The sequence below is a fragment of the Marinobacter azerbaijanicus genome, from assembly GCF_030250645.1.
Classification (GTDB): domain Bacteria; phylum Pseudomonadota; class Gammaproteobacteria; order Pseudomonadales; family Oleiphilaceae; genus Marinobacter; species Marinobacter azerbaijanicus.
In genome coordinates, this window is sequence record NZ_JASSVS010000011.1 from 58,478 (window position 1) to 81,397 (window position 22,920).

The window sequence follows — 22,920 nt, forward strand, 5'->3', positions numbered from 1 at the left end:
GTGGAAAGAAAGTGACCAAGGACATCAGAACTCCTGCCATCGAAACCGCCGTTATTGAATGGCGTGAGGGTGTTCCCCGCTCTACCCGTTTTGATGATCTCTATTTCAGTCGTGAAGATGGTCTGGAAGAATCCCGCCATGTTTTTATCGGGCACAACCGCCTTGCCGAGCGTTTTTCCCGCGTTCCGGCTGGCGGTTCCTTTGTCATCGCCGAAACCGGTTTTGGTAGCGGGCTGAATTTCCTGGCCGCCTGGCAGACCTGGGAAGCATCAAGCCCGGGCGAAAATGCGTGCCTCCATTTTGTGTCCGCGGAGCGTTACCCTCTTGAGCGCAAAGACCTCACCCGGGCCCTCGCGCTGTGGCCGGAACTTGGCGAGTATGCAGACCAACTGCTTGAACACTACCCTGCGCCGGTCCGGGGTGTTCATCGACTGGTACTGGCAGGCGGTCGTGTCAGGCTGACGCTGTTCTTCGGGGATGTACTGGAAGCCTGGCGCGAGCTGGACTTTCAGGCCGATGCCTGGTTCCTGGATGGCTTTGCACCCGCCAAAAACCCCGGCATGTGGCAAGAAGCGGCGATCACGGCCCTCAGAAGCCATAGCAGAGCCGGCACCACCATTGCCACGTTTACCGCCGCCGGTGAAGTCCGCAGACTGCTCGCAAAAGCCGGTTTCACAATGCGAAAAACGCCCGGGTACGGGCGCAAGCTGGAAATGCTGACCGGAGAGCTGCCAACAGTTTCCGGCGATGGCAGCATTGACGGAGCGACACCTACCCCATCCATCGCCATCATCGGCGCAGGCATTGCCGGCAGTCTCCTGGCACGCAACCTCGCCAAACGGGGTCTGGACGTAACGCTGATCGACCAGGCGCCTCAGGCTGGAACGGCGGCATCCGGCAACTGCCAGGGAGCGCTGTACGTGAAACTTGGCGTGGAATTCAATGATCAGGCAAAGCTTGGCCTGAGCTCCCTGCTATTCAGCCAGCGTTATTACTCACAGTATGGCGGACATCACTGGCACCCTACCGGGCTCATCCAACTGGCGTACAGTGCTGCAGAAGCCGACCGGCAGGGACGATTCACGGCACGCAATGATTACCCGCCAACCGTACTTCGCGCCGTAGACGCTGATGAGGCCTCCCGCCTGGCCGGTATCCCGCTACAGAGTGGCGGCCTCTGGTTTCCTGACAGTGGTTGGCTGGAGCCGGGAAAGCTCTGCCGCGCCCTGGTCAATCACCCGCGAATAAGCCACTGCTACGGTTTCAGGGTACACAGACTGACACCCTGCAACGGTAAATGGCACATTGCAGGTAACGGCGAGCAGGACGTGGTTGCTGACCGGGTGGTCATCTGTGCCGGACACCTGAGCCCTACCCTGATACCACTGCGCAACGAATTCCGCTTCCGGACCATTCGTGGCCAGGTCAGCCACCTGCCGGAATCATCGCTGAATAATCCGGCCGTTGTTCTGTGTGGCCCGGGCTACATCAATCCCGCTCATAACGGCACAGCGCTGACCGGGGCCACCTTCGACCTTCATGATCATTCCCCGGTGCTTTCTGCCGAAAGCCACCGCGAGAACCTCTCGATGCTGGCGTCAATGGTTCCTTCAATTCTGAGTGGTAGCGCAGAGGAAGCCGATCCGGCCCTGCTTGAGGGCAAGGTTGGCTTTCGCTGCACGACTCACGATTACCAGCCAGTTGCCGGCCCGCTGCATGATGCTGCTGGCAGGCACCTCGAAGGCATCGATCTGTTTACTGGCCTTGGCAGCAAAGGCCTGAGTTACGCGCCGTTGCTGGCGGAGTATCTGGCGGACAGGATAACCGGCCAGCCGGGATGCCTGCCGCTGTCTCTGGCCAGGCGTGTGGCCACACAACGCTGCCTGAAACGAGAGACGCCCCAGACTGAAACTATTGGTGCCTGAAGGAATCCAATATCCGGCCGATAACCTGAGAAGGCCCTGTTATGACCGGAGAAGACCATTATGTCCATATACGTCAGTGAACCCGGCCGTCCCGTCGGGACGCGCCTTCCGGAAGTTTTCAGGGGCCGTCGCGTGGGTGACGTCACAGAACTGACCGAATCCCACAGAATCGATGTCAGTCATAGCGAAACCACTGATGCCGAGTTCCAACAGGCGGCCAGGTCTGGGCGGCATCGTGCGGTTGAGGAGTACGGCGCAGCGGCGGCAGGCGAATTAAAGGAGCGGCGGGCGTACCTTCCGGTTGCGCAGATCTGCACGCCGGCGCTGTTTTCCCTGCCTGCCACTGCCACCGTAGCCGAAGCACTGGACACCATGGACGAACATGGAATACACCACATGGTCATTACGGCCGAAGGCAATGTGGCGGGCCTTGTGGATCTGCGATGGTTACTGAGCTGGCTTCACGAATCCGGCGCCAATCCCCTGAACGCAGGATTCGTAAACATCGAATTACCTGCATTTCTTACCGCCTCTCCGGAAACCGATGCGCATCAGCTGGCAAGACTCATGCTGGCCCATCAGCTCAACGCTGCGCTGGTCATTGATGAACGGGGTAACCCCACAGGCATTGTAACCAGCACTGACTACCTTCGGCTGTACGCCAGCGCGGGCAGGCATGAAGGAACAGTATAGAGGGCTCATCCCGCCCTTGGCTCCGCACTCAGTGCAGGGAACGCCCCTCACCTGTAAAGAGTCGGACCTCCCACCGGGCTGAGCCGGCGTCGGTTATTTTCACAAGTGCGACAATCTCGTCGTCGCGATAATTTTCAAGGCTGACAATCTGGGCTGCGTCGCTGCCCAGACTGAACTGTTTTCGCCACTCGCGGCTCGTATCCACCTCGTCACCATCTTTGCCAGCACTGTTTCTTTTGATAGGTGTGATCCGGGCAAGGATCGGCTGAAGCAGACTGTTACCTCCGCTCCCAATGAAATTACCGTCGGTGCTTCCCGCTACCAGTATGTCGCCATTGAAGGTGGCTACTGCGTTCAGCATTTCCGTTGAGAGATCATCCTCATCGTTGAAGGTAAATCCACGGGTGATGTCCCCAACAGGGGTATAGGACAGAACAAATCCCGCCTGGCTGTTTAGCTTGCGACGCTCCAGTGAGCGGTCACCGTCGGTCGATTCCACCCGGTACTCTCCATCACTGTTTCCCAGCAGCCACAGGTTATTTGCGCCATAGATTGCATCAGACAGTGTCTCGCTGCCCTCGGTGCCCCGCTGGTTCACGGTGATATCGCTGTCCCCGGTGCGGGCGGCATAGAAGAAAGCATCCACACCTCCATTGTTCGGTTCGCCCCTGACCTGGCCCGCTGAACTTCCCACAAGCAGAGGACTGCTTGTTTCCGCGCTGCCCCCGACCACTGACTCATCATGTCCGGCCGAGCCAACCTGCCTGGTCCATGCCAGTTCCGGAGTGACCGTATCGCCATCCACTCTGGTGTCAATGCGCTGGAGAAAACTGTCGACACCACCGGCTGCAGATTCGTCGGGCCACTGGCCGCGGGTCTCGCCAGCGTTGACGACGAACCCGCTTTCAGAGTTGATGCCTGTCCACCTCGGGATATCATCACCGGAGGTACCCACAACGGTCTCCCATACCTGCACATACCGGTCAGGGTCCTGAGCTGTATCGAAAAAGTACAGCAGGGTATGGACATCGAGGCCATTGCCACCGGGGTCACCGGCCGCAGTCTGATCGCTACCGAACGACACCACGAACTCATAGCGCGTAACGTCATCGCCTCCTTCTTCCACCCCCCGTTCCACGAAGCCGATCACAGGTGCCGCTCCTGGCGCCACGGAGGCCGCTGATAGCTGCTGTTCCGTCAGTTCGCCCTTCTGGCTGAAAATGCGAACCCAGGGCCGGTTGCCGTCATCAACACGATAGCCCACCACGAAAAGACGGCCGTTATGCCCCAACGCTGTGTCAGTCGGAACAAAGCCACTCTCTAGCCCAACCGAAAGAGGCGATGTCAGTTCATTGATGTTGACTCGCAACTTTTCAGCATCAGAGGATGCTGCAAAATTCTCTCTTCCGGACTGATAGCGTTCATCCAGGCCCAACAGAATGAATCGGTCATTCTCCAGTAGGCCGTTGGTGTAACTGTCCGGCACCCTTATGCGGAAGCTCACTTCTTCGGTGGATTCTTCGAACGTCAGGATCTCTCCATCCACCCATTCGTCGTTAGTGTCACGTACCTGAACGAAGAAGTCCTCACCGAGCAATGCTTCCGAATCTTTGGCCTCACCGAGTTTCACGCGGTAGGTGCCTGAGCGTTCACCACTTATCAGCGCCCGGAATTCGTGGGCCTGTCCGACATTGATGGCATCACGGGTTCCACCAGCCATGGTTACAAGACGCACGGCCGGTTCGTTGTCCTCGATGCGAAGCGACTCCCTGACACCATTATTGGAGCTGCCCAGCCCTGCCAGCCCGGAACGCACTTCGGTTAGTCGTATGTTCAGTGTCTCGAGAGGCTCGGCTTCCCTATCCTCGATCACTTCCAGCCGTATGTAGCATTCGGTAATACCAGGCTCCAGCGTGATGACGCCCTTTGACAGAAATCCTTCTTCGTCGGTCTGGTATTCAAGATACGGAGGCACCGGCAACAAGGCTTCACTGCCAGCCCCGAGGCCCACAATATCTTTGCCAATAATCGCTTCGTCCTCATTGGCGGCGCCATTTTCACAGCGCTGGTGAGGAGCCTCAAAGCCGTCATCGCAACGTAGCGGGTCGAAGCTGGAGTTCAGTTCGAACGCTACCGCAACCCGGGTTACCGAGGGCTGGTCAAGTTCAACACGCACCAGTACCGGGTAGGTATCCCTGGTACGTTGTTCAGATCCGATGACCGAACCATCGTCCCCGTACAGATTCGCCTGATAGGTATGGCTGCCGGTTTCACCCAGTTCCGGCGCCTCACAGCGATTGCCTCTTTCCTCCGGAACTTCCGCCGCCTCACCTTCGATAACTTCCTCCACCAACAGGCTGAGGACATTATCCTGCACCTCTATATCAAATGATTGAGCACCGGAAGAACGGCCGTCATTGGCAACAAGGTTGATATTCTTCGTAGTGCCAATATCATCGCGCCCGCGACTTCCCCCTGTCAGCCCCGGAACGCCACGCATGATGACCCCTTGCCGGGCCTTGTTGCTGGTATCCTCCAGCGCCAGCCAGGACGGGGCATTGGTCAGGGAATAGTCAAGAATGTCATCGCTGTCGAAGGCACCGAAGTTATAGGCGTATTCAACCCCCAGATAGGCGTCGGTGGGAGGTATTCCGAGAATGACCGGATCCTCAGCATCCTGTTCGGTTTTGCAACCGGTGGCGGCGACAATAAAGAGGGACATAAGGGCCAGGTATGCAGCCCGGAACGACAAGCGGGGTAACGAATCGGCGCGCATGGAAAAGTCCGTTTCAGAGCATTGTTTTTATGGGTGCTTTACACACCGTTACAGAACAATCTCATGGTAATCAATTTCCCGGAGAAGGGATCTGCGCGAGTTCTCAGATTCTGACCACGGCCGGGGCAGTGGCCGTGGTTTCAGCTTTCAATGCCGTGGGTGGCCAGAAAATCCATGAAGGCCTGCTCATCCATCACCGGCACACCAAGTTTTTCTGCCTTGGTGAGCTTCGATCCCGCCGCTTCACCAGCGACAACGCAGGCGGTTTTGCCGGAAACGCTCCCCGCCACCTTGGCGCCAAGAGACTCGAGCCTGTCCTTGGCTTCGTCCCGGGTCAGGCCGGACAGGCTGCCGGTAAGCACCCACGTCTCCCCTTTCAGGGGCTTTTCGTCAGCAGTGACATCTTCAGTCTGCCACTGCACACCCGCATCGCGGAGCGCCTGGATGGTTTCCTGATTGTGGGGTTGATCAAAGAAGCTGCGGATATGTCCGGCAACAATGGGCCCAACGTCAGGAACCGACTGCAGGGCCTCTTCATCAGCCTCACTGATGGCTTCCAGGGTGCCAAAATGGCTGGCCAGAGCCTTGGCCGTGGCCTCGCCAACCTCACGGATTCCCAGGGCATAAACGAACTTCCACAGCACCGGATGCCGGGAGCGGTCTATGGCTTTGATCAGGTTGGAAGCAGACTTCTCCCCCATCCGTTCCAGGCCGGTCAGGTCGGATTTCTTCAGCAGATAAAGGTCGGCAACGGTATTCACCAGTTCCCTGTCTACCAGAATATCAATCCACTTATCTCCCAGGCCCTCGATATCCAGAGCCTTGCGGGACGCATAGTGGCGAATGGCCTCCTTGCGCTGTGCCGGACAGAACAGCCCGCCGGAGCAGCGAGCCACGGCTTCACCTTCGATCTGTACGATATCCGAATCGCACACCGGGCAACTTTTCGGCAATTCAACAACCCGGGCGTTGTCCGGGCGCTTTTCGGTGACTACCTTGACCACCTGAGGAATCACATCGCCTGCCCGGCGAACAAACACCGTGTCGCCAATCCGCGCATCCAGACGCCGGATTTCGTCCATATTGTGGAGCGTGGCATTGCTGACCGTAACACCACCCACAAACACGGGTTTCAGGCGGGCAACCGGAGTAATGGCACCGGTGCGCCCTACCTGGAATTCCACATCTTCAATAACGGTCAGTTCTTCCTGCGCCGGAAACTTCTGGGCAATGGCCCAGCGCGGTGCGCGGGACACAAAGCCAAGCCGCTGCTGCAGCTCCAGACTGTTCACTTTGAAGACAATTCCGTCAATCTCGTAAGGCAGGCTCTCCCGCTTTTCCATCAGATCGTCGTAGGCCTGCAGGCAGGCTTCGACCCCCTTGGCCTTGCGCATTTCCGGGTTTATCCGGAACCCCCAGGTTCTGACCTGCTGAAGCCCTTCCCAGTGTGTCGCGGGCAACATGCTCTCATCCTCCAGAGCAACGCTGTAGGCACACATCTCCAGCGGTCGCCGCGCTGTTACCGTCGGTTTTTTCTGGCGCAGACTTCCCGCTGCCGCATTCCGGGGGTTAACAAATGTCTTTTCGCCCCGGTCTGCCAGCCGTTTATTCAAGGCTTCAAATCCCTGCCTGGGCATATATACCTCGCCCCGCACCTCTACAAGTTCCGGCACTGACTTGCCACGGAGCTTCAGCGGTACCGACGGGATAGTACGGATATTGGCGGTGATGTCCTCCCCGGTGTACCCATCACCCCGTGTGGCGGCGCGGGTAAGTATGCCGGATTCGTAATGCAGGCTGACTGCCAGACCATCCAGCTTGGGCTCGCACACATACTCGACCTCATCGGTCGTTTTCAGGCGGTCTCTGACCCGGCGGTCAAAATCCCTCAATTCCTCCTCGCTGAACGCGTTATCGAGGGACAGCATTGGAATGCGGTGCACCACTTCCTCAAAGGTGGTCTCCCCCTGGGCCCCTACACGCCGTGTTGGTGAATCGGGAGTGACAATCTCCGGGTATTCCGCTTCCAGATCCTGCAGCTCCCGGAACAAACGGTCGTATTCTGCGTCCGGCACCTTCGGATCATCCAGAACGTAGTACCGATAGTTATGTTCGGTGAGGACATTCCGGAGTTCTTCGGCCCGGCTGATGACATCGGGAGTAGGCTTGGTCATTTTTTGGGGGATCGCTGCTTGCGTTCAAATTCACGGATGCGCTGGCGACAGTGTTCAATGGTTTGCGGGGTCATCACGCTTCGGCGCTCGTCTTTCAGTTCACCACCAAGGTTGCGCACCACACACTGCGCCGTCTCCAGCATGAACTCGAAGGCCTGCATGGAGTTGGTTGGCCCCGGCATGCTCATAAAGAAACTGATGCCCGGCGTGGACAGCTCTGGCATGTCTTCCGGCTTGAAAGTCCCCGGCTCCACGGCGCTGGCAACGCTGAACTGAACGGGGCTGGTGGTATCCGACTGCTCGTGCCGATGATAGATGTCCATATCACCGTGCTCGAGGCCGCAGGCCTCAAAGAGGGCTTTCAACCGCGGCCCGGTGAAATTCTCATCGGTTTTTGCCAGCACATTGATAACGACCACTTCCCGGGCTTCGGGACGGTTTGCACCGGCCAGTGGCTGACCTGAAGTGCGGGCAGCCCGCTCCCGCCGGGCGGTGTCCTCCTCCACTTCCGTTGTGACGGTCGGGGGAACAGCCTGAACGGGCTCCTCGGGGTGGGGCTCGGGCTCATCCGGCCCGTGGCTTCCAACAACCCTGGGCTCTCCCAGAATCCCGTCGTCCGCCGGGGGCGTTTCCGGTTCATCATCAACCGCGCCCCATCCGGTATTGGAGTCAAAGGCGGTATCATCCGGCTCACTCGCCGCGAGAGCCTCCCGCGTTTCAGACGGAGCAGGCTCCTCCTCAGGGGATTTGTTTCTGGAGCTTTTGACAACCGGACGGGTTGGCTTGGGATCGGGCCTTGCCAGACGGTTCTTTTCCGGCTTTACATAGCCCCGCTCTTCGAGAGTATCGCGGGAAATGGTTCGGGCTCCGCCGTTGGGGAGTTCCGGATTGTAGTCTTTGTCCAGTGGGGATTCGTCAAGGTCGTCCGCCCCCATACCGGAGGAAATTGCCATTGATTCCTTGCGGGCGCGCCTCATGCGGCGCAGACCATCGATAACGATACCAAGAATAACCAGGATACCGATGGCAATTAACCATTCCCTAAGAGACATAGTGGTGCTGTCCTGTTTGCAGATCAGATATCGTTGCTACTCTAAGAAAAGCCTGTAATGAATACAACGCAAACACTTGCCAGATGGCGTTTTTGTCATCTTTGCACAAGCATTGACCGGTAGGCACGATGTCAGGCTTCAGCCAGGGCCGCAGCCTCATCCACATCCACCGATACCAGCCGCGAACAACCCGGCTCATGCATGGTAACACCCATCAACTGATCAGCCATTTCCATGGCGATCTTGTTATGGGTGATGTAGATAAACTGTACCTGTTTCGACATTTCCTTGACCATGTTGGCATAGCGACCCACGTTGGCGTCGTCCAGCGGTGCATCCACTTCATCCAGCATACAGAAAGGAGCCGGGTTGAGCTGGAAAATCGAGAATACCAGTGCGATCGCCGTCAGCGCTTTCTCGCCGCCCGAGAGTAGATGGATGGTACTGTTTTTCTTCCCCGGTGGTCGGGCCATGATTGTCACACCCGTTTCCAGCAGGTCCTCTCCGGTCAGTTCCAGGTAGGCGTTGCCGCCCCCGAACACTTTCGGGAACAGAGCCTGCAGTCCCCCGTTTACCTGATCGAAGGTCTCCTTGAAACGCTGACGGGTTTCGCGGTCAATCTTGCGAATGGCAGTATCCAGGGTTTCCAGGGCCTCGATAAGATCTTCATGCTGGCTGTCCAGGTAGGTCTTGCGTTCGCTCTGCACCTGGTACTCTTCAATGGCCGCCAGGTTAATGGCACCCAGACGCTGAATGCGTGAGCCAAGCTTTTCCAGTTCGTCTGCCCATACCTTCTCGCTGGCATCCTCCGGCAAGGTCGACAGCACTTCCTGGAGCCGTACATCCAGTTCTTCCAACTGCTCCAGGTGGTTGCCAGCGCGGATTTCAAGAGCCTGGGACTCCATCTTCAGCTTTTCAAGGCTGGCCCTCACGTCCTGAATGGTATGTTCAATGCGGCTGCGACTCTGCTCCTTTTCGCGAACTTCCTGATCGATTTCTTCCAGTGAATCCCTTGCGGCGCCCAGCTTTTCTTCCTCGGCAAGACGACGATCCAGCAGACCTTCCAGCTGCATCTGCAGGTCTTCGATCGGTTCCTCTGCACTTTCGCGGCTTTCACGGAGGATATCCAGACGCTCATCCAGGCGTTCTTTCTGTAACTGCATGCGGTCGATGGTCTGGCGCAGGCCATCCCGCTGACTGTTCAGGGACTGCAACTGGAGCTGTAACTGGTGGGCATGGTCGCGATCGTGCCGGGCCTCCTGGCGCAGGCGATCGAGATTTTCACGCAGAACATCCCGGCGCTCAAGCAGGCGCTCTTTCTCTTCGTCACTGTCTTCCGTGGATGCCAGTGCCTGCTGCCATTCCTCTCGCGTCTCCTGCAGCTGTTCCTGCTGTTCTTCAAGACTTAAGGAGACATCGGAGAGATCGTCACGGATACGCTGCAAGCGGGCATCGATCTGTTCAGCACGGGCTTTAAGACCACTGATTTTCGACGACAGTGTGGCCAGTTCCCGGTCGGCATCAGCGAGCCGTGCCTGGGCTTCGTCCCGGGCGGCTTCCGCCCGTTCGGACTGTTCCAGCAGCCGGTCCAGGTTCTCCGAGGCTGTTTCCAGAGTGGCTTCTGCCTGCTCCAGTTCCTCTGCCAGTGCGGTGACCTTCTTCTGGCGTTCAATGACGCCAACCTGCGCCGCGTCAGAATCCGGCATCAGTATCCAGTCTGCAGAAAGCCAGGCGCCCTCACGGGTAATGATGCTTCTGCCCGGCGCCAGTGTGCCTTGCCGGTCAAGGGCCTCTTCCATGGTCTCTGCGGTATCCACCAGCGCCAGCACGGAAGCTATCCCGCCGGCACCGGTTACCTTGCTGGCAAGCCCTTCTGCCTGAACGGCGCCACTGGATTCTCCATTTACCAGCGCCAGCCCACGGGGTGCCCCAGGCATCGCCGCTTGCACCGAGCCCAGGCCGGGCACACTGAGGCCCTGGGTGAACCGTCCAATCACCTGCTCAACGGCAAATTCCCAGCCATCCTCGATTCCGAGTTGTTTTGCCAGCCGTGGGCTGCTGCTCAGGCCCTGATCATTGAGCCAGGCCTGAAGGGTATCGTCCTGGCCTCCCATCTGTTCATCCAGCAGGGCCTGCTGGGATTCCAGCGATGCCCACAGACTCTGGACCTGTTGCCGTGCATCGGTGGCAGCCTGTTCCGCGTCCCGCTGCTGGTGACGTGCTTCCTGCAGCTCGTCCTGGACCACGTTGATCCGTTCTGACGCTTCCTCTCGCTGAAGCTCAAGGGTTTCCTGCCGCTCCAGAAGATCATCCAGTTCTGCACGGTCGAGCTGACTTTCGAGCAGCTCCTGCTCCTCCTGCAGCCTTTGCTGACGGGTACGTAGCTGTTCAATCGCGGTTTCCAGGGAACGGATTCGGGACTGGGCCAATTCCGCCTGGCGACGGGCATCCGAAGAACGGGCACTGAAATCTTCCCAGTTGTGCTGCCATTCACTCATGGCGTCTTCGGCGCCCTGGAGCTTCTGTCCGGATTCCTCGGATTTCAGCGCCAGCGCTTCCTGCTCCGGTTCCAGCATATCCAGCTCTTCCTGGATACCCGACAACTTATCCTGATCCTGCTCCAGCTCCCGGGCCAGCTCCCGCTGATTCGCCATGGCCTGGTCAAGTTCCGCGGCCGTCTGGCGGCTACGTTCACGCTGGTGTTGCAGGCTTTGCTCAATTCGCGCGATATCGGCGCCGGCTTCGTAATAGCGAGCCTGGGCCCTGTTAAAGTGCTCGTTGCGATCCTGGTGGCTTTCCCGCAGATTTTCCAGGGAGGTTTCCAGGCCGACACGCTCGGACAGCTGCTTCTCCAGCTCCAGTTCGGCATCCCGGATGCGGGAGCGCCAGGTTTGCAGGTCGGTGTCGAGGGATTGCCAGCGCAACACCGTCAGCTCGGCTTTCTTCTGGCGCTCTTCCTGCTTGTAGGCCTTGTACTTTTCCGCCGCCTGGGCCTGACGCTCCAGATGCTGCAATTGCCGTCCCAGCTCTTCCCGAAGGTCCGTCAGGCGTTCAAGGTTTTCCTGGGTACGGCGTATGCGGCTTTCTGTTTCCTTGCGGCGTTCCTTGTACTTGGAGATGCCTGCCGCCTCCTCGATGTACACCCGCAACTCTTCCGGCTTGGCTTCAATCAGCCTGGAAATCATGCCCTGCTCGATGATGGCATAGCTACGGGGACCAAGGCCGGTGCCCAGGAAAAGGTCTGTTATATCACGGCGCCGGCATTTGGAGCCGTTAAGGAAGTATTCCGATTGCCCCTCGCGGGAAACCCGACGGCGGACCGATATTTCGTTAAAACGCACAAACTCACCGGGCGCGGAACCGTCACTGTTATCGAAAACCAGCTCGATGGATGCCTGCCCCACCGGCTTGCGGGCACTGGAGCCGTTGAAAATGACATCCGACATGGATTCGCCGCGAAGATACTTGGCGGAGCTTTCACCCATGACCCAGCGGACCGCATCAATGATATTGGACTTACCACAGCCATTGGGGCCCACAACCGCCGTCATGTTGGAGGGGAATGGCACCGTGGTGGGGTCTACGAACGACTTGAAGCCAGACAGCTTGATCGATTTCAGGCGCATATCAGGCGCTCACCTCTTCCCTGAGAATGCTCAATACCTGTTGACGCTGATGCTCGCCGAACTCACAGATGGCGGCTTCCAGTCCTGGGGAATCGCTCCGCACAGCCGCATCCGCCAACTGCCGGAAAAAGCGACCGGTTTCTTCCAGTTCGTCGCGGAAATTCTCCAGCGCGACAAAATAGGTGCGGCTGATGGCGGGCCGGAAGTTCTCCAGGGTTTCTTCCAGAAACGGATTTTCCACCAGGCCATAGGCGTAACGCATAACCCCGAAACCCGCATCAATAACCTGCTCTGCGGCATCACCACCGGAGGAATTAAGGGCATCGATCACCGCCTGGAGTTCGCGGACCTGGCCCATAACCCCTGACAACTGCTCGCCGGACCAGCGCTCAAGAACCTTGCGCCCCAACATGCACAGCAGGTCGATATAGATATCGTAGAGGCTGTTTACCAGTTCCGGCGTTAAACGGGATACCACGGCGCCCCTGCGTGGAAAGATCTCCACCAGGTGGCGGCGCTGAAGAATCAGCAGGGACTCGCGCACGGAACCACGGCTGACGTTCAGTTCTCCGGCTACCTTCAGTTCCTGGATCCGCTCACCCGGCTTGAGGTCGCCGGTGACAATGCGCTGCCCGATATGCTGGGCTATCTGCTCGGAAAGACTTTCGGGGGCCTGAAACCTCATAGAGTTCGTCGCTCACTCGCTACTGGCAGCAAAGAATAAGCGCAGAAGTTTACCACAGGCACAGGCAAGCCCAATCCCTTGTCCGACATTTTAACGATCCGGTTCAGCCGGCAATTCACTGCCGGTTTGTTGACGCAGCGTTCAGTTTTGCCATCAAATAACCTATAAGGCACTTGACATAACAAGCCCATCTCACTGTTTTGAAGGGATATTGTAGATCTGGTCGGGGATTTGCTTAACGATTCTCAAAAATACCTTCGAACAGGCCGCGTCGAGTGAAAAATATCCCAACGATCAACAAGTCCGGACCTCAACCCCAAAAACTGGCAGCACTAAGACAGGCTCACCGGGAATGGAGTGAGGCCCCGGACGTGCTCACCCGCCTCACCCGCAGGCTCTCCACAACACTCAATCTGGAAACCCAGCTTGCCATTCTCGCGGAAGAAATCGCTTCTGTCGTGCCATTCGACTGCATGAACTACCGTCACCAGATTGCGGCCCGCGAATTTGTCTATGCAACCGGTATGGGCGGCCCCCATCGTTGCGACTATCGCCTCAACCTGGAGGGAAGCTTTTACGGCACTCTCTCCCTCAGTCGCCGACAGAAGTTTTCAGAGCAGGAACTGGAGGGCATTGAATTGATGCTGGCCGCCGCAATCTGTCCGATTCGTAACGCATGCCAGTTCATCACCATTGAACAGGCCGCCCTCACGGACTGTCTCACCGGCGTGCCCAACAAACGCGCAATGGATGAGGCCCTGGCCCGGGCCTGCTGCCTGGGGGACCGCCATGGCGAGGACTATTCCCTGATTCTGTGCGATCTGGACCATTTCAAGGCGGTGAATGACCAGCACGGCCACGTGGTGGGGGACCATATTCTTAAACTGGCAGCGGTTGAGCTGGAGAGGGCCGTACGGAATTCAGACAGTGTCTATCGTTTTGGTGGTGAGGAGTTTGCCATCCTGCTGCCTCACACCGACGAAACCTGTGCCCGCGCGGTCGCTGACCGGATCCGTGAGTTCATCAGCACCATTTCAGTCAACTGTGGCGACACCGATGTTTCGGTAACCACAAGTTGCGGTGTCGCCCAGCGGCTTGCCGACGAATCCGCCGACCAATGGCTGGCGCGGGCAGACGAAGCGCTGTACAGGGCGAAAGATCATGGCCGCAACTGCACCAGGATCTTCGCCGCTATCGGGAACTGATTAGCGCTTTGGTGCCTTGCGTGAGGGCTTGCGTGCGGGCTTCTGGTCAGGCCCCTTGCTGTCCACCTGCCAGCGTGGGTTACCGGATTTCCGCGATGCCGAACCTGGCTGCTTCCGCCGCTGGCGGTCATGAACTTTCTGCTCGGACGGCGTTTTCGCCGGAATATCGACTGGCTTCAGGTCCACTGCCTTACTGAGAGAGTCCACAGCTTTCTGATCCAGCTCTTCCCATTTGCCAACGCTAAGCCGGCTGGGCAGGAAAATCGGCCCGTACCTTACCCGTTTCAGACGACTGACCCTGACGCCCTGGGACTCCCAGAGCCGGCGAACCTCACGGTTACGCCCTTCAAGCAGCGTGACATGAAACCACTGGTTAATGCCCTTGCCACCCGCTTCGGTGATATCCGAAAACTTGGCCATACCATCGTCCAGCAGCACGCCCTCCAATAGCCGCTTGATCATAGCCTCGTCCACCTCGCCAAACACTCTCACGGCATATTCGCGATCAATCTGGCGCGACGGGTGCATCAGCCGGTTGGCAAGTTCGCCGTCGGTGGTGAACAGAACCAGGCCGGTTGTATTGATATCAAGCCTGCCAATAGCGATCCAGCGATGGTCCTTGAGCCGTGGAAGGCTGTCGAACACGGTCGGCCGCCCTTCCGGGTCCCGGCGGGTGGTCACTTCACCTTCCGGCTTGTTGTAGATCAGCACACGTCGGAGCACTTCCGCACCTGCCGTGATATCAAGGCGCTTGCCATCCAGCTCGATACGATCACTGACGGACGCTTTCTGGCCCGGCGCCACTGGCTGGCCATTGATAACCAGGCGGCCGGCCTCAATCCAGCCTTCAACCTCTCGGCGCGAACCAACACCGGCCCTGGCCAATAACTTCTGGATGCGTTCCGGTTCGGCTGTTGTACTGTCTTCCGGCTGTTTCTTTTCAGGTCTACGGGGGCGATCTGCCGCCATGAATCTGTCCTTAACAAGTGGCTGATGCCGGCGGCATCAGTGAAGTGTCTGCCCTGGCGAGGAATCCGGGGCAGCTTCCCCGTCGTTATCGCCAGCGTCTCTGGCCGATGATTCAAACTCGATCTCGGCCTGCATGTTCTTTTCGATTTCCCGCCCGATTTCTTCCAGATCCCGGATTTCGGAAAGTGGAGGCAACTGATCCAGTCCCTCCAGGTTAAAATAATCCAGGAACTGCCGGGTGGTTGCGTACATGGCCGGCCGGCCGGGCACATCACGGTGGCCTACAACCCGGACCCATTCCCGTTCAAGCAGCGTACGGACGATATTGCTACTGACCGTAACCCCCCGGATGTCCTCGATTTCACCCCGGGTGATAGGCTGACGATAGGCAACCAGAGCCAGGGTTTCCAGCAGCGCACGGGAGTATCGCTGGGGCTTTTCCTCGAACAACCGCCCAACCCAGGGCACGTACTCTTCCCTCACCTGGAGTCGGTACCCGCTTGCAACCTTCTTCAGCTCGAACCCGCGCCCCTGACAGGACTGCTCCAGTAGAACCAGTACATGCTCCATGACCTGGCGTGCCGGACGCTCCCCTTCTTCAAACAGGTCCCGCAGCTGGTCCACTGACAGCGGTTTGCCCGCAGCAAGCAGAGCCGCCTCTGTGATCGCCTGAATTTTTCTGAGGTTCTCTTCGTTCATGGTTCGACTACCAGATATCAGATTGCACGATGCCGGGCGATCAGCGGGACGCTCGGGCCCTGACATGGATCGGGCCCAGCACTTCGGCCTGCACTACTTCGATCAACTGTTCCTTGACCAGTTCGAGAGTGGCCAGGAAACTGACCACAACACCCAATCGCCCCTCTTCCGGTGTAAACAGGCTTTCAAATGTCACGAACTGATCATCCTGTAACACCGAAAGTATGGCCGACATGCGCTCGCGGGTGGAAAGCCGCTCCCTCTCAACGTGGTGACTGGTAAACAGGTCCGCACGTTTCAGTACACCCTGAAGTGCCAGCAGCATCTCCCGCAGATCCACATCCGGATGCGGCTGACTGGAAGGCATCCTGGGTAATGCGGCCGAGGCCGTGAAATTGTCACGCTCCAGCCGTGGCATTGCATCGATGTCCTCTGCCGCCTGCTTGAAACGCTCATACTGCTGCAAACGGCGAATCAGTTCGGCCCGCGGATCAATTTCCTCTTCGTCTTCTGCCTCCTGCCTTGGCAACAACATCCGCGACTTGATCTCCGCCAAGGTCGCTGCCATGACAAGGTATTCCGCAGCCAACTCAAACCGCATGGCTTCTACTGCGCCAATGTAATCCATGTACTGCTTTGTGATTTCGCTGACGTCGATATCCAGGATATCCATGTTCTGACGCCGGATCAGGTACAGCAGCAGGTCCAGCGGCCCTTCAAATGCCTCAAGGAATACCGCCAGGGCGTCAGGTGGTATATACAGGTCACGGGGAAGATCCACCACCGGTTTACCGGAGACCCGCGCCAGAGGCGGTTGCTCAGCGGCTGCAACAGGCGCATCTGCGCTCTCGTCTGCCACGGTCTTGCCTGCGGTATCGTCCGTCATGGTGTCTCCAGAATTGTCATCGCCGGGACTCAGCGGTAGCTCAGCCCCATGGCCGCCCGGACTTCTTCCAGGGTATCCCGCGCCGCATCTCTGGCATGCTCGCAACCTTCCTCGATAATGGCACGAACCAGGTCCGGGTTACTCTCATACTCCCGGGCGCGTTCGTGGAGGGGGCGCTGCTCTTCGACGATCGAGTCGATAAGCGGTTTCTTGCATTCCAGGCAACCGATGCCGGCTGAGCGGCAGCCGGTTTGCACCCATTCACGGGTATCATCATCGGAATAGACTTTGTGGAGCCCCCACACCGGGCACTTTTCCGGTTCACCCGGGTCGGTCCGGCGTACCCGCTGAGGGTCGGTCTGCATGGTGCGGACCTTCTGGGATACGCTGTCGGGGTCTTCGCGCAGGCCGATGTAGTTATTGTAGGACTTGGACATTTTCTGGCCGTCCAGCCCGGGCATTTTCGATTCCGGTGTCAGCAACGGCTGGGGCTCGGGCAGGATCACCTTGCCGCCGCCTTCAATATAACCATAAAGCCGCTCACGATCTCCCAGGGAGATGTTCTGCTGCTCCTTGAGCAGCGCACGAGCGGTTTCCAGGGCCTCCATGTCGCCCTCTTCCTGGTAACGTTTTTTCAGGGTGCGATAGAGCTTTGCATTCTTCTTGCCCATCTTCACGATGGCGCCCTCAGCCTGTTCTTCAAATCCGGGCTCACGGCCATAAATATGATTGAAGCGGCGGGCAATTTCCCGGGTTATTTCCACGTGAGACACCTGGTCCGCGCCCACGGGCACCCGGCCTGCCCGGTACGTGAGAATATCCGCGCTCTGTAGTAGCGGATAACCCAGAAAACCGTAAGTGGCCAGGTCTTTCTCGCGCAGTTTTTCCTGTTGGTCTTTATACGTGGGGATGCGCTCAAGCCAGCCCAGGGGCGTAATCATCGACAAAAGCAGGTGCAGCTCGGCATGCTCAGGCACTTTGGACTGGATAAACAGCGTGGAGGAGCCGGGATTGACTCCAGCCGCCAGCCAGTCGATGACCATGTCCCAGACACTTTCCTGGATACCACTGGGATCATCGTAGTTGGTGGTCAACGCGTGCCAGTCCGCGACAAAGAAGAAGCACTCGAATTCATGCTGGAGTTTTACCCAGTTCTTCAGAACACCGTGATAATGGCCAAGGTGCAACTTGCCGGTGGGACGCATGCCGGACAAAATCCGTTGCTGGGAATCGACAGAACTCAAAGCATGAACTCCTTCTGTTTATAGGGAACAGCCATCTTATTCGAGGCTGACCGGGCATTATAGACTTATGTGCACCCGGCGTTAAGGAACCTTTTAAAAACCCACTACTGGAGCCTCAAAACAAAAAGCCCCCGGCAGTCCGCAAGGCAGACCCGGGGGCTTTCGGAAACCGGCGGAAATTTACCAGCCAGTCACTTCCTTCAGCGCCTTGCCGATTTCGGCCAGGCTACGCACGGTTTTAACACCGGCATCATTCAGCGCAGCAAACTTCTCGTCAGCTGTGCCCTTGCCGCCGGAAATAATGGCGCCGGCGTGGCCCATACGCTTGCCAGGAGGTGCCGTGACACCAGCAATGTAAGAAACCACCGGCTTGGTAACGTTCTCTTTGATGAACGCTGCCGCTTCTTCTTCAGCCGTACCGCCGATCTCGCCAATCATCACGATGGCTTCGGTCTTCGGATCGTCCTGCAGCAGTTTCAGGATATCGATGAAACTGGAGCCCGGGATCGGGTCACCACCGATGCCGACACAGGTGGACTGGCCGTAGCCGAAGTCTGTGGTCTGCTTGACCGCTTCGTACGTCAGGGTACCTGAGCGGGATACGATACCCACCTTGCCCGGCTTGTGGATGTGGCCCGGCATGATACCGATTTTGCTCTCGCCCGGTGTGATCACACCAGGGCAGTTCGGCCCGATCATGCGAACGCCCTGGCGATCCACGTATTCTTTCGCGTAGAGCATGTCGATGGTCGGAATGCCTTCAGTGATGCATACAATCAGCTGGATGCCAGCGTCGGCAGCTTCAATGATGGCATCCTTGCAGAACGGAGCCGGTACGTAGATAACGGTGGCTTCTGCACCGGTTTTTTCCACGGCTTCGCGCACGGTGTTGAATACCGGCAGGCCCAGGTGCTCGGTGCCGCCCTTACCGGGGCTTACACCGCCAACCATTTTGGTACCGTACTCAATCGCCTGCTCAGAGTGGAACGTACCCTGTGCGCCGGTAAAGCCCTGGCAGATAACCTTCGTGTCTTTGTTAATCAGGATGCTCATTATTTACCCCCTGCGGCTTTAACGACTTGTTCTGCCGCATTGGACAGACTGGTGGCAGCGATGATGTTCAGGCCACTGTCGGCGAGTACTTGTGTGCCCTTCTCGGCGTTGTTGCCTTCCAGACGCACGACCACAGGAACCTTGACGCCAACGTCTTTCACGGCACCGATAATGCCCTCGGCAATCATGTCACAGCGGACAATGCCCCCGAAGATGTTAACCAGAACGGCCTTGACGTTGGTGTCAGACAGGATGATCTTGAAAGCCTCGGAAACACGTTCCTTGGTCGCACCGCCGCCAACGTCCAGGAAGTTCGCAGGCTGGCCGCCGGACAGCTTGATGATGTCCATGGTGCCCATGGCCAGGCCAGCGCCGTTAACCATGCAGCCGATGTTGCCTTCCAGCGCCACGTAGTTGAGTTCCCACTTGGCAGCTTCCGCTTCCCGGGAATCTTCCTGGGAGGGATCGTGCATTTCGTGGATTTTCTTCTGGCGGTACAGGGCGTTGCCGTCAACACCGATCTTGGCATCGAGACAGTGCAGGTCACCGGCCGGCGTAATGACCAGCGGGTTGATCTCCACCAGCGCCAGGTCGCACTCTTCAAACAGCTTTGCCAGGCCAAGGAAGATCTTGGTGAACTGACCGATCTGCTTACCTTCCAGGCCCAGTTTGAAAGCCAACTCACGGCCCTGGTACGGCTGCGCACCGACCAGCGGATCAATCTCGGCTTTGAGGATCTTCTCAGGGGTTTCTTCAGCCACCTTTTCGATCTCGACGCCACCCTCGGTGGAAGCCATGAACACGATACGACGGGTGCCGCGGTCTACAACCGCACCCAGATACAGCTCCTGGTCGATATCGGTAAGGGACTCAACAAGAATCTTGCTGACCGGCTGGCCATTTTCGTCGGTCTGGTAGGTCACCAGGTTCTTGCCAAGCCAATTCTCGGCAAAGGCACGGATCTCGTCTTTGCTCTTGACCAGTTTCACACCGCCGGCCTTGCCGCGGCCACCGGCGTGTACCTGGGCCTTTACAACCCAGGCGTCACCGCCGATTTCGTCAGCAGCAGCCACTGCATCTTTAGGGGTTTCGCAGGCGATGCCCTTGGATACTGGCAGGCCATATTCAGCGAACAGCTGCTTGCCCTGATATTCATGCAAATTCATAGTCAATGTCCCGAATTAAAATTCCTGGTTTGCGTTACTTCTTTTTGCGACGGTTTGCGATATGAATCGCTCCACCGGCAACACCCAGAGCTGCTTCGTGCACGGATTCCGACAGAGTCGGATGAGCAAAGCAGGTCAGGGCCAGATCTTCGGCGCTGGAACCGAACTCCATGGCGATAACACCCTGAGCCACGATTTCAGACGCCTGGGGACCCACCACATGGAAACCGACGATACGGTCGGTTTTTGCATCGGCGATGATCTTCACCATGCCCGATGCGGAGTTTGCAGCCATGGCGCGACCATTGGCAGCAAACGGAAAGGTACCCACGTTGTATTCCTCACCTTCAGCCTTCATTTCCTCTTCGGTCTTGCCGACCCAGGCAACTTCCGGCGAGGTGTAGATGACGTTCGGGATGCAGTCATAGTTGACCTGCGGCTTGTGTCCTGCAATGCGCTCGGCAACCATGACGCCTTCTTCAGACGCCTTGTGCGCCAGCATTGGGCCACGAACCACATCACCAACAGCCCAGACACCCGGAGCTTCGGTCTTGCAGTTGTCGTCTACAAAAATGAAACCACGCTCGTCCATCTGCACACCGGAGTCTTCAGACAACAGGTTATCGGTGTATGGGCGACGACCAACGGCAACGATCAGCTTGTCGAACTTGGCTTCCTGCTTGCCCTTGGAATCCTCATAGGTCACGTTGACCAGTTTGCGCTTCACTTCAGCACCGGTCATGCGAGCGCCCAACACAATGTTCAGGCCCTGTTTCTGGAACTGTTTCAACGCATCCTTGGCGACCTGCTGATCAATGGCCGGAAGGAACGTGTCCACAGCTTCAAGCACCGTAACCTCAGAACCCAGGCGTGCCCAGACACTGCCAAGCTCAAGGCCGATAACACCAGCGCCGATAACACCGAGGCGCTTGGGCACTTCAGTGAATTCCAGTGCACCCTCGGAGTCCACAATATGTTCACCGTCAAAAGGCGCGGGCGGAATCTGGATCGGCTTGGAACCTGTTGCGATGATGACGTTATCAGCCTCGTAGGTGGTGGCCTTGCCATCCTTGTCCGTCACCTCAACCTTGCGGTTGGCAAGCAACTTACCGTGGCCTTGAATCGACGTTACGCCGTTCGCCTTGAACAGGCCGCCGATACCACCGGTGAGTTGGTTCACGATGCCATCCTTGCGCTCCATCATCTTGCCGATATCCATCTTGACATCTTTTGCAACGATGCCCTGGTCAGCAAAACCGTGCTGAGCTTCCTCGTACTTGTGGGAAATCTCCAGCAATGCCTTCGAAGGAATACAACCCACATTCAGGCAGGTACCGCCGAGCCGGTGCTTACCTTCCTTATCGGTCCAGGATTCGATACACGCAGTTTTCAGGCCCAGCTGCGCTGCCTTGATTGCGGCAACATAGCCGCCAGGGCCAGCGCCAATGACGATTACGTCGTACTTGTCAGACATGTTTTATCCCGTTATCCAATTTGTTAATTGTCGGCTCAGACGTCCAGCAGAATACGTGCCGGATCCTCAAGCATTTCCTTGATGGCTACCAGGAACTGCACTGCTTCCTTACCATCGATCATGCGGTGGTCGTAGGAAAGCGCCAGATACATCATCGGCTGGATTTCCACCTTGCCGTTCACCGCCATCGGGCGCTCCTGGATCTTGTGCATGCCCAGAATCGCTGTCTGCGGCGGGTTCAGGATCGGAGTGGAAATCAGGGAGCCAAAAATACCACCGTTGGTGATAGTGAAGGTGCCGCCGGTCATCTCCTCAATGCCAAGCTTGCCGTCTTTTGCCTTGGTTCCATACTCGACGATCTTCTTCTCAATGTCGGCGAGGCCGAGAGCATCGGTGTCACGCACAACAGGAACCACCAGGCCACGGTCACTTGAAACCGCAATACCGATATCCTGGTAGCCATGGTAAACCATGTCGTTACCGTCGATGGACGCATTTACCGCCGGGAAGCGCTTCAAGGCTTCGGTGGCAGCCTTGGTAAAGAACGACATAAAGCCGAGCTTGACGCCGTGACGCTTCTCGAAGCTCTCCTTGTACTGCTTGCGAAGCTCCATGACCGGGCCCATGTTCACTTCATTGAACGTGGTGAGCATGGCGGCTGTCTGCTGGGCATTGACCAGGCGCTTGGCAATGCTGGCGCGCAGGCGTGTCATCGGCACACGCTTTTCAGGACGCTCGCCGGAGCCCAGATCCACCTGCGGCATATCGCCGGCGGGCTTCTCCTGGGCAGCTGAAGTAGAACCTGAAGATTTTCCAGCATCAATATGATTCTGAACATCTTCCTTGGTTACACGGCCGTCTTTACCAGTACCTTTCACGGCATCCGGATTGACATCGTTCTCTTCTGCCAGTTTACGGGCAGCCGGGCTGAGTATGGCTTCACCGGAGGACTTGGCAGGCTCTTCAGAGGCCTCTTCCTTTTTGCCTTCCTCTTTTCCGCCCTCGTCTTTGGCTGCAGGCTTTGATTCACCAGCGGCGCCTTCCTTGAATGTGCCGACCACTTCTCCGCTTTCGACAGTGTCGCCTTCGCCCTTGAGTATTTCCTCAATCACACCATCAGCCGGAGCTACCACTTCGAGCACGACCTTGTCAGTTTCAATATCGACAATCAGCTCGTCACGTGAACAGGCTTCACCAGGCTGCTTGTGCCAGGTTGCAACGGTTCCCTCTGCGACCGACTCTGGGAATACGGGGGCTTTTATTTCTGTTGACATCTCGGGTCCTTAGTTCGGT

The 22,920-nt window shown here is 57.7% G+C and carries 16 protein-coding genes; 3 read left to right on the forward strand and 13 right to left on the reverse strand.

All coding sequences use genetic code 11. The features are described from left to right. The first annotated feature begins 11 nt into the window (after positions 1-11). Positions 12-1,925 carry a bifunctional tRNA (5-methylaminomethyl-2-thiouridine)(34)-methyltransferase MnmC2/FAD-dependent 5-carboxymethylaminomethyl-2-thiouridine(34) oxidoreductase MnmC1 gene (gene mnmC / locus QPM17_RS18100; RefSeq protein ID WP_285392523.1) on the forward strand — a complete coding sequence of 638 codons (1,914 nt, stop codon included), beginning with the start codon at positions 12-14 and terminating at the stop codon, positions 1,923-1,925. Between the two features lie 60 nt (positions 1,926-1,985). Further along, entirely contained in the window at positions 1,986-2,618 is a 633-nt protein-coding gene (locus tag QPM17_RS18105) for a CBS domain-containing protein (RefSeq protein ID WP_285392525.1), read from the forward strand. 28 nt (positions 2,619-2,646) lie between these two features. On the opposite strand, the gene QPM17_RS18110 is transcribed toward QPM17_RS18105, so the two are convergent. From QPM17_RS18110 to QPM17_RS18130, 5 genes are all read right to left on the reverse strand, one after another. Further along, complete coding sequence (locus QPM17_RS18110) at positions 2,647-5,394, reverse strand: hypothetical protein (protein WP_285392527.1); 2,748 nt, start codon at positions 5,392-5,394, stop codon at positions 2,647-2,649. A gap of 140 nt (positions 5,395-5,534) precedes the next feature. After that, a complete protein-coding gene (ligA, locus tag QPM17_RS18115; RefSeq protein ID WP_285392529.1) occupies positions 5,535-7,568 on the reverse strand; it encodes an NAD-dependent DNA ligase LigA in 2,034 nt (677 codons plus the stop codon). Further along, positions 7,565-8,620 (reverse strand): cell division protein ZipA, encoded by a 1,056-nt coding sequence (gene zipA / locus QPM17_RS18120; protein WP_285392532.1) that lies wholly within the window; start codon positions 8,618-8,620, stop codon positions 7,565-7,567. The genes ligA and zipA overlap by 4 nt, the downstream gene beginning before the upstream one ends. Before the next feature lie 131 nt (positions 8,621-8,751). Continuing rightward, positions 8,752-12,246: a chromosome segregation protein SMC gene (gene smc / locus QPM17_RS18125; protein ID WP_285392534.1), complete on the reverse strand. Its 3,495-nt coding sequence runs from the start codon at positions 12,244-12,246 to the stop codon at positions 8,752-8,754. Between the two features lies 1 nt (position 12,247). After that, on the reverse strand, positions 12,248-12,931 hold the full coding sequence (locus QPM17_RS18130; RefSeq protein WP_285392536.1) for a GntR family transcriptional regulator: 684 nt from the start codon (positions 12,929-12,931) through the stop codon (positions 12,248-12,250). A 275-nt stretch (positions 12,932-13,206) separates the two neighbouring features. Here QPM17_RS18130 and QPM17_RS18135 point away from each other — a divergent pair, with 275 nt between their 5' ends. Then, complete coding sequence (locus QPM17_RS18135) at positions 13,207-14,136, forward strand: GGDEF domain-containing protein (RefSeq protein ID WP_285392538.1); 930 nt, start codon at positions 13,207-13,209, stop codon at positions 14,134-14,136. Here the strand turns inward: QPM17_RS18135 and rluB are convergent, their stop codons facing one another. The 8 genes from rluB to odhB all read right to left on the reverse strand — a co-directional run bounded on the left by rluB (position 14,137) and on the right by odhB (position 22,901). Further along, positions 14,137-15,105 carry a 23S rRNA pseudouridine(2605) synthase RluB gene (rluB, locus tag QPM17_RS18140; RefSeq protein ID WP_285392540.1) on the reverse strand — a complete coding sequence of 323 codons (969 nt, stop codon included), beginning with the start codon at positions 15,103-15,105 and terminating at the stop codon, positions 14,137-14,139. Between the two features lie 36 nt (positions 15,106-15,141). Continuing rightward, positions 15,142-15,804 carry an SMC-Scp complex subunit ScpB gene (gene scpB, locus QPM17_RS18145; RefSeq protein ID WP_285392542.1) on the reverse strand — a complete coding sequence of 221 codons (663 nt, stop codon included), beginning with the start codon at positions 15,802-15,804 and terminating at the stop codon, positions 15,142-15,144. Between the two features lie 40 nt (positions 15,805-15,844). Then, complete coding sequence (locus tag QPM17_RS18150) at positions 15,845-16,690, reverse strand: segregation and condensation protein A (protein ID WP_285392544.1); 846 nt, start codon at positions 16,688-16,690, stop codon at positions 15,845-15,847. 29 nt (positions 16,691-16,719) lie between these two features. Beyond that, complete coding sequence (locus QPM17_RS18155; RefSeq protein WP_285392545.1) at positions 16,720-17,934, reverse strand: tryptophan--tRNA ligase; 1,215 nt, start codon at positions 17,932-17,934, stop codon at positions 16,720-16,722. A gap of 180 nt (positions 17,935-18,114) precedes the next feature. Beyond that, complete coding sequence (gene sucD, locus QPM17_RS18160; RefSeq protein ID WP_285392547.1) at positions 18,115-18,987, reverse strand: succinate--CoA ligase subunit alpha; 873 nt, start codon at positions 18,985-18,987, stop codon at positions 18,115-18,117. Then, positions 18,987-20,153, reverse strand: a complete 1,167-nt coding sequence (gene sucC, locus QPM17_RS18165; RefSeq protein WP_285392549.1) for an ADP-forming succinate--CoA ligase subunit beta — start codon at positions 20,151-20,153, stop codon at positions 18,987-18,989. The genes sucD and sucC overlap by 1 nt, the downstream gene beginning before the upstream one ends. Positions 20,154-20,187: 34 nt before the next feature. Further along, positions 20,188-21,627, reverse strand: a complete 1,440-nt coding sequence (gene lpdA, locus QPM17_RS18170; RefSeq protein WP_285392551.1) for a dihydrolipoyl dehydrogenase — start codon at positions 21,625-21,627, stop codon at positions 20,188-20,190. Positions 21,628-21,662: 35 nt separating this feature from the next. Then, positions 21,663-22,901 (reverse strand): 2-oxoglutarate dehydrogenase complex dihydrolipoyllysine-residue succinyltransferase, encoded by a 1,239-nt coding sequence (gene odhB, locus QPM17_RS18175; protein WP_285392552.1) that lies wholly within the window; start codon positions 22,899-22,901, stop codon positions 21,663-21,665. Positions 22,902-22,920: the final 19 nt, after the last annotated feature.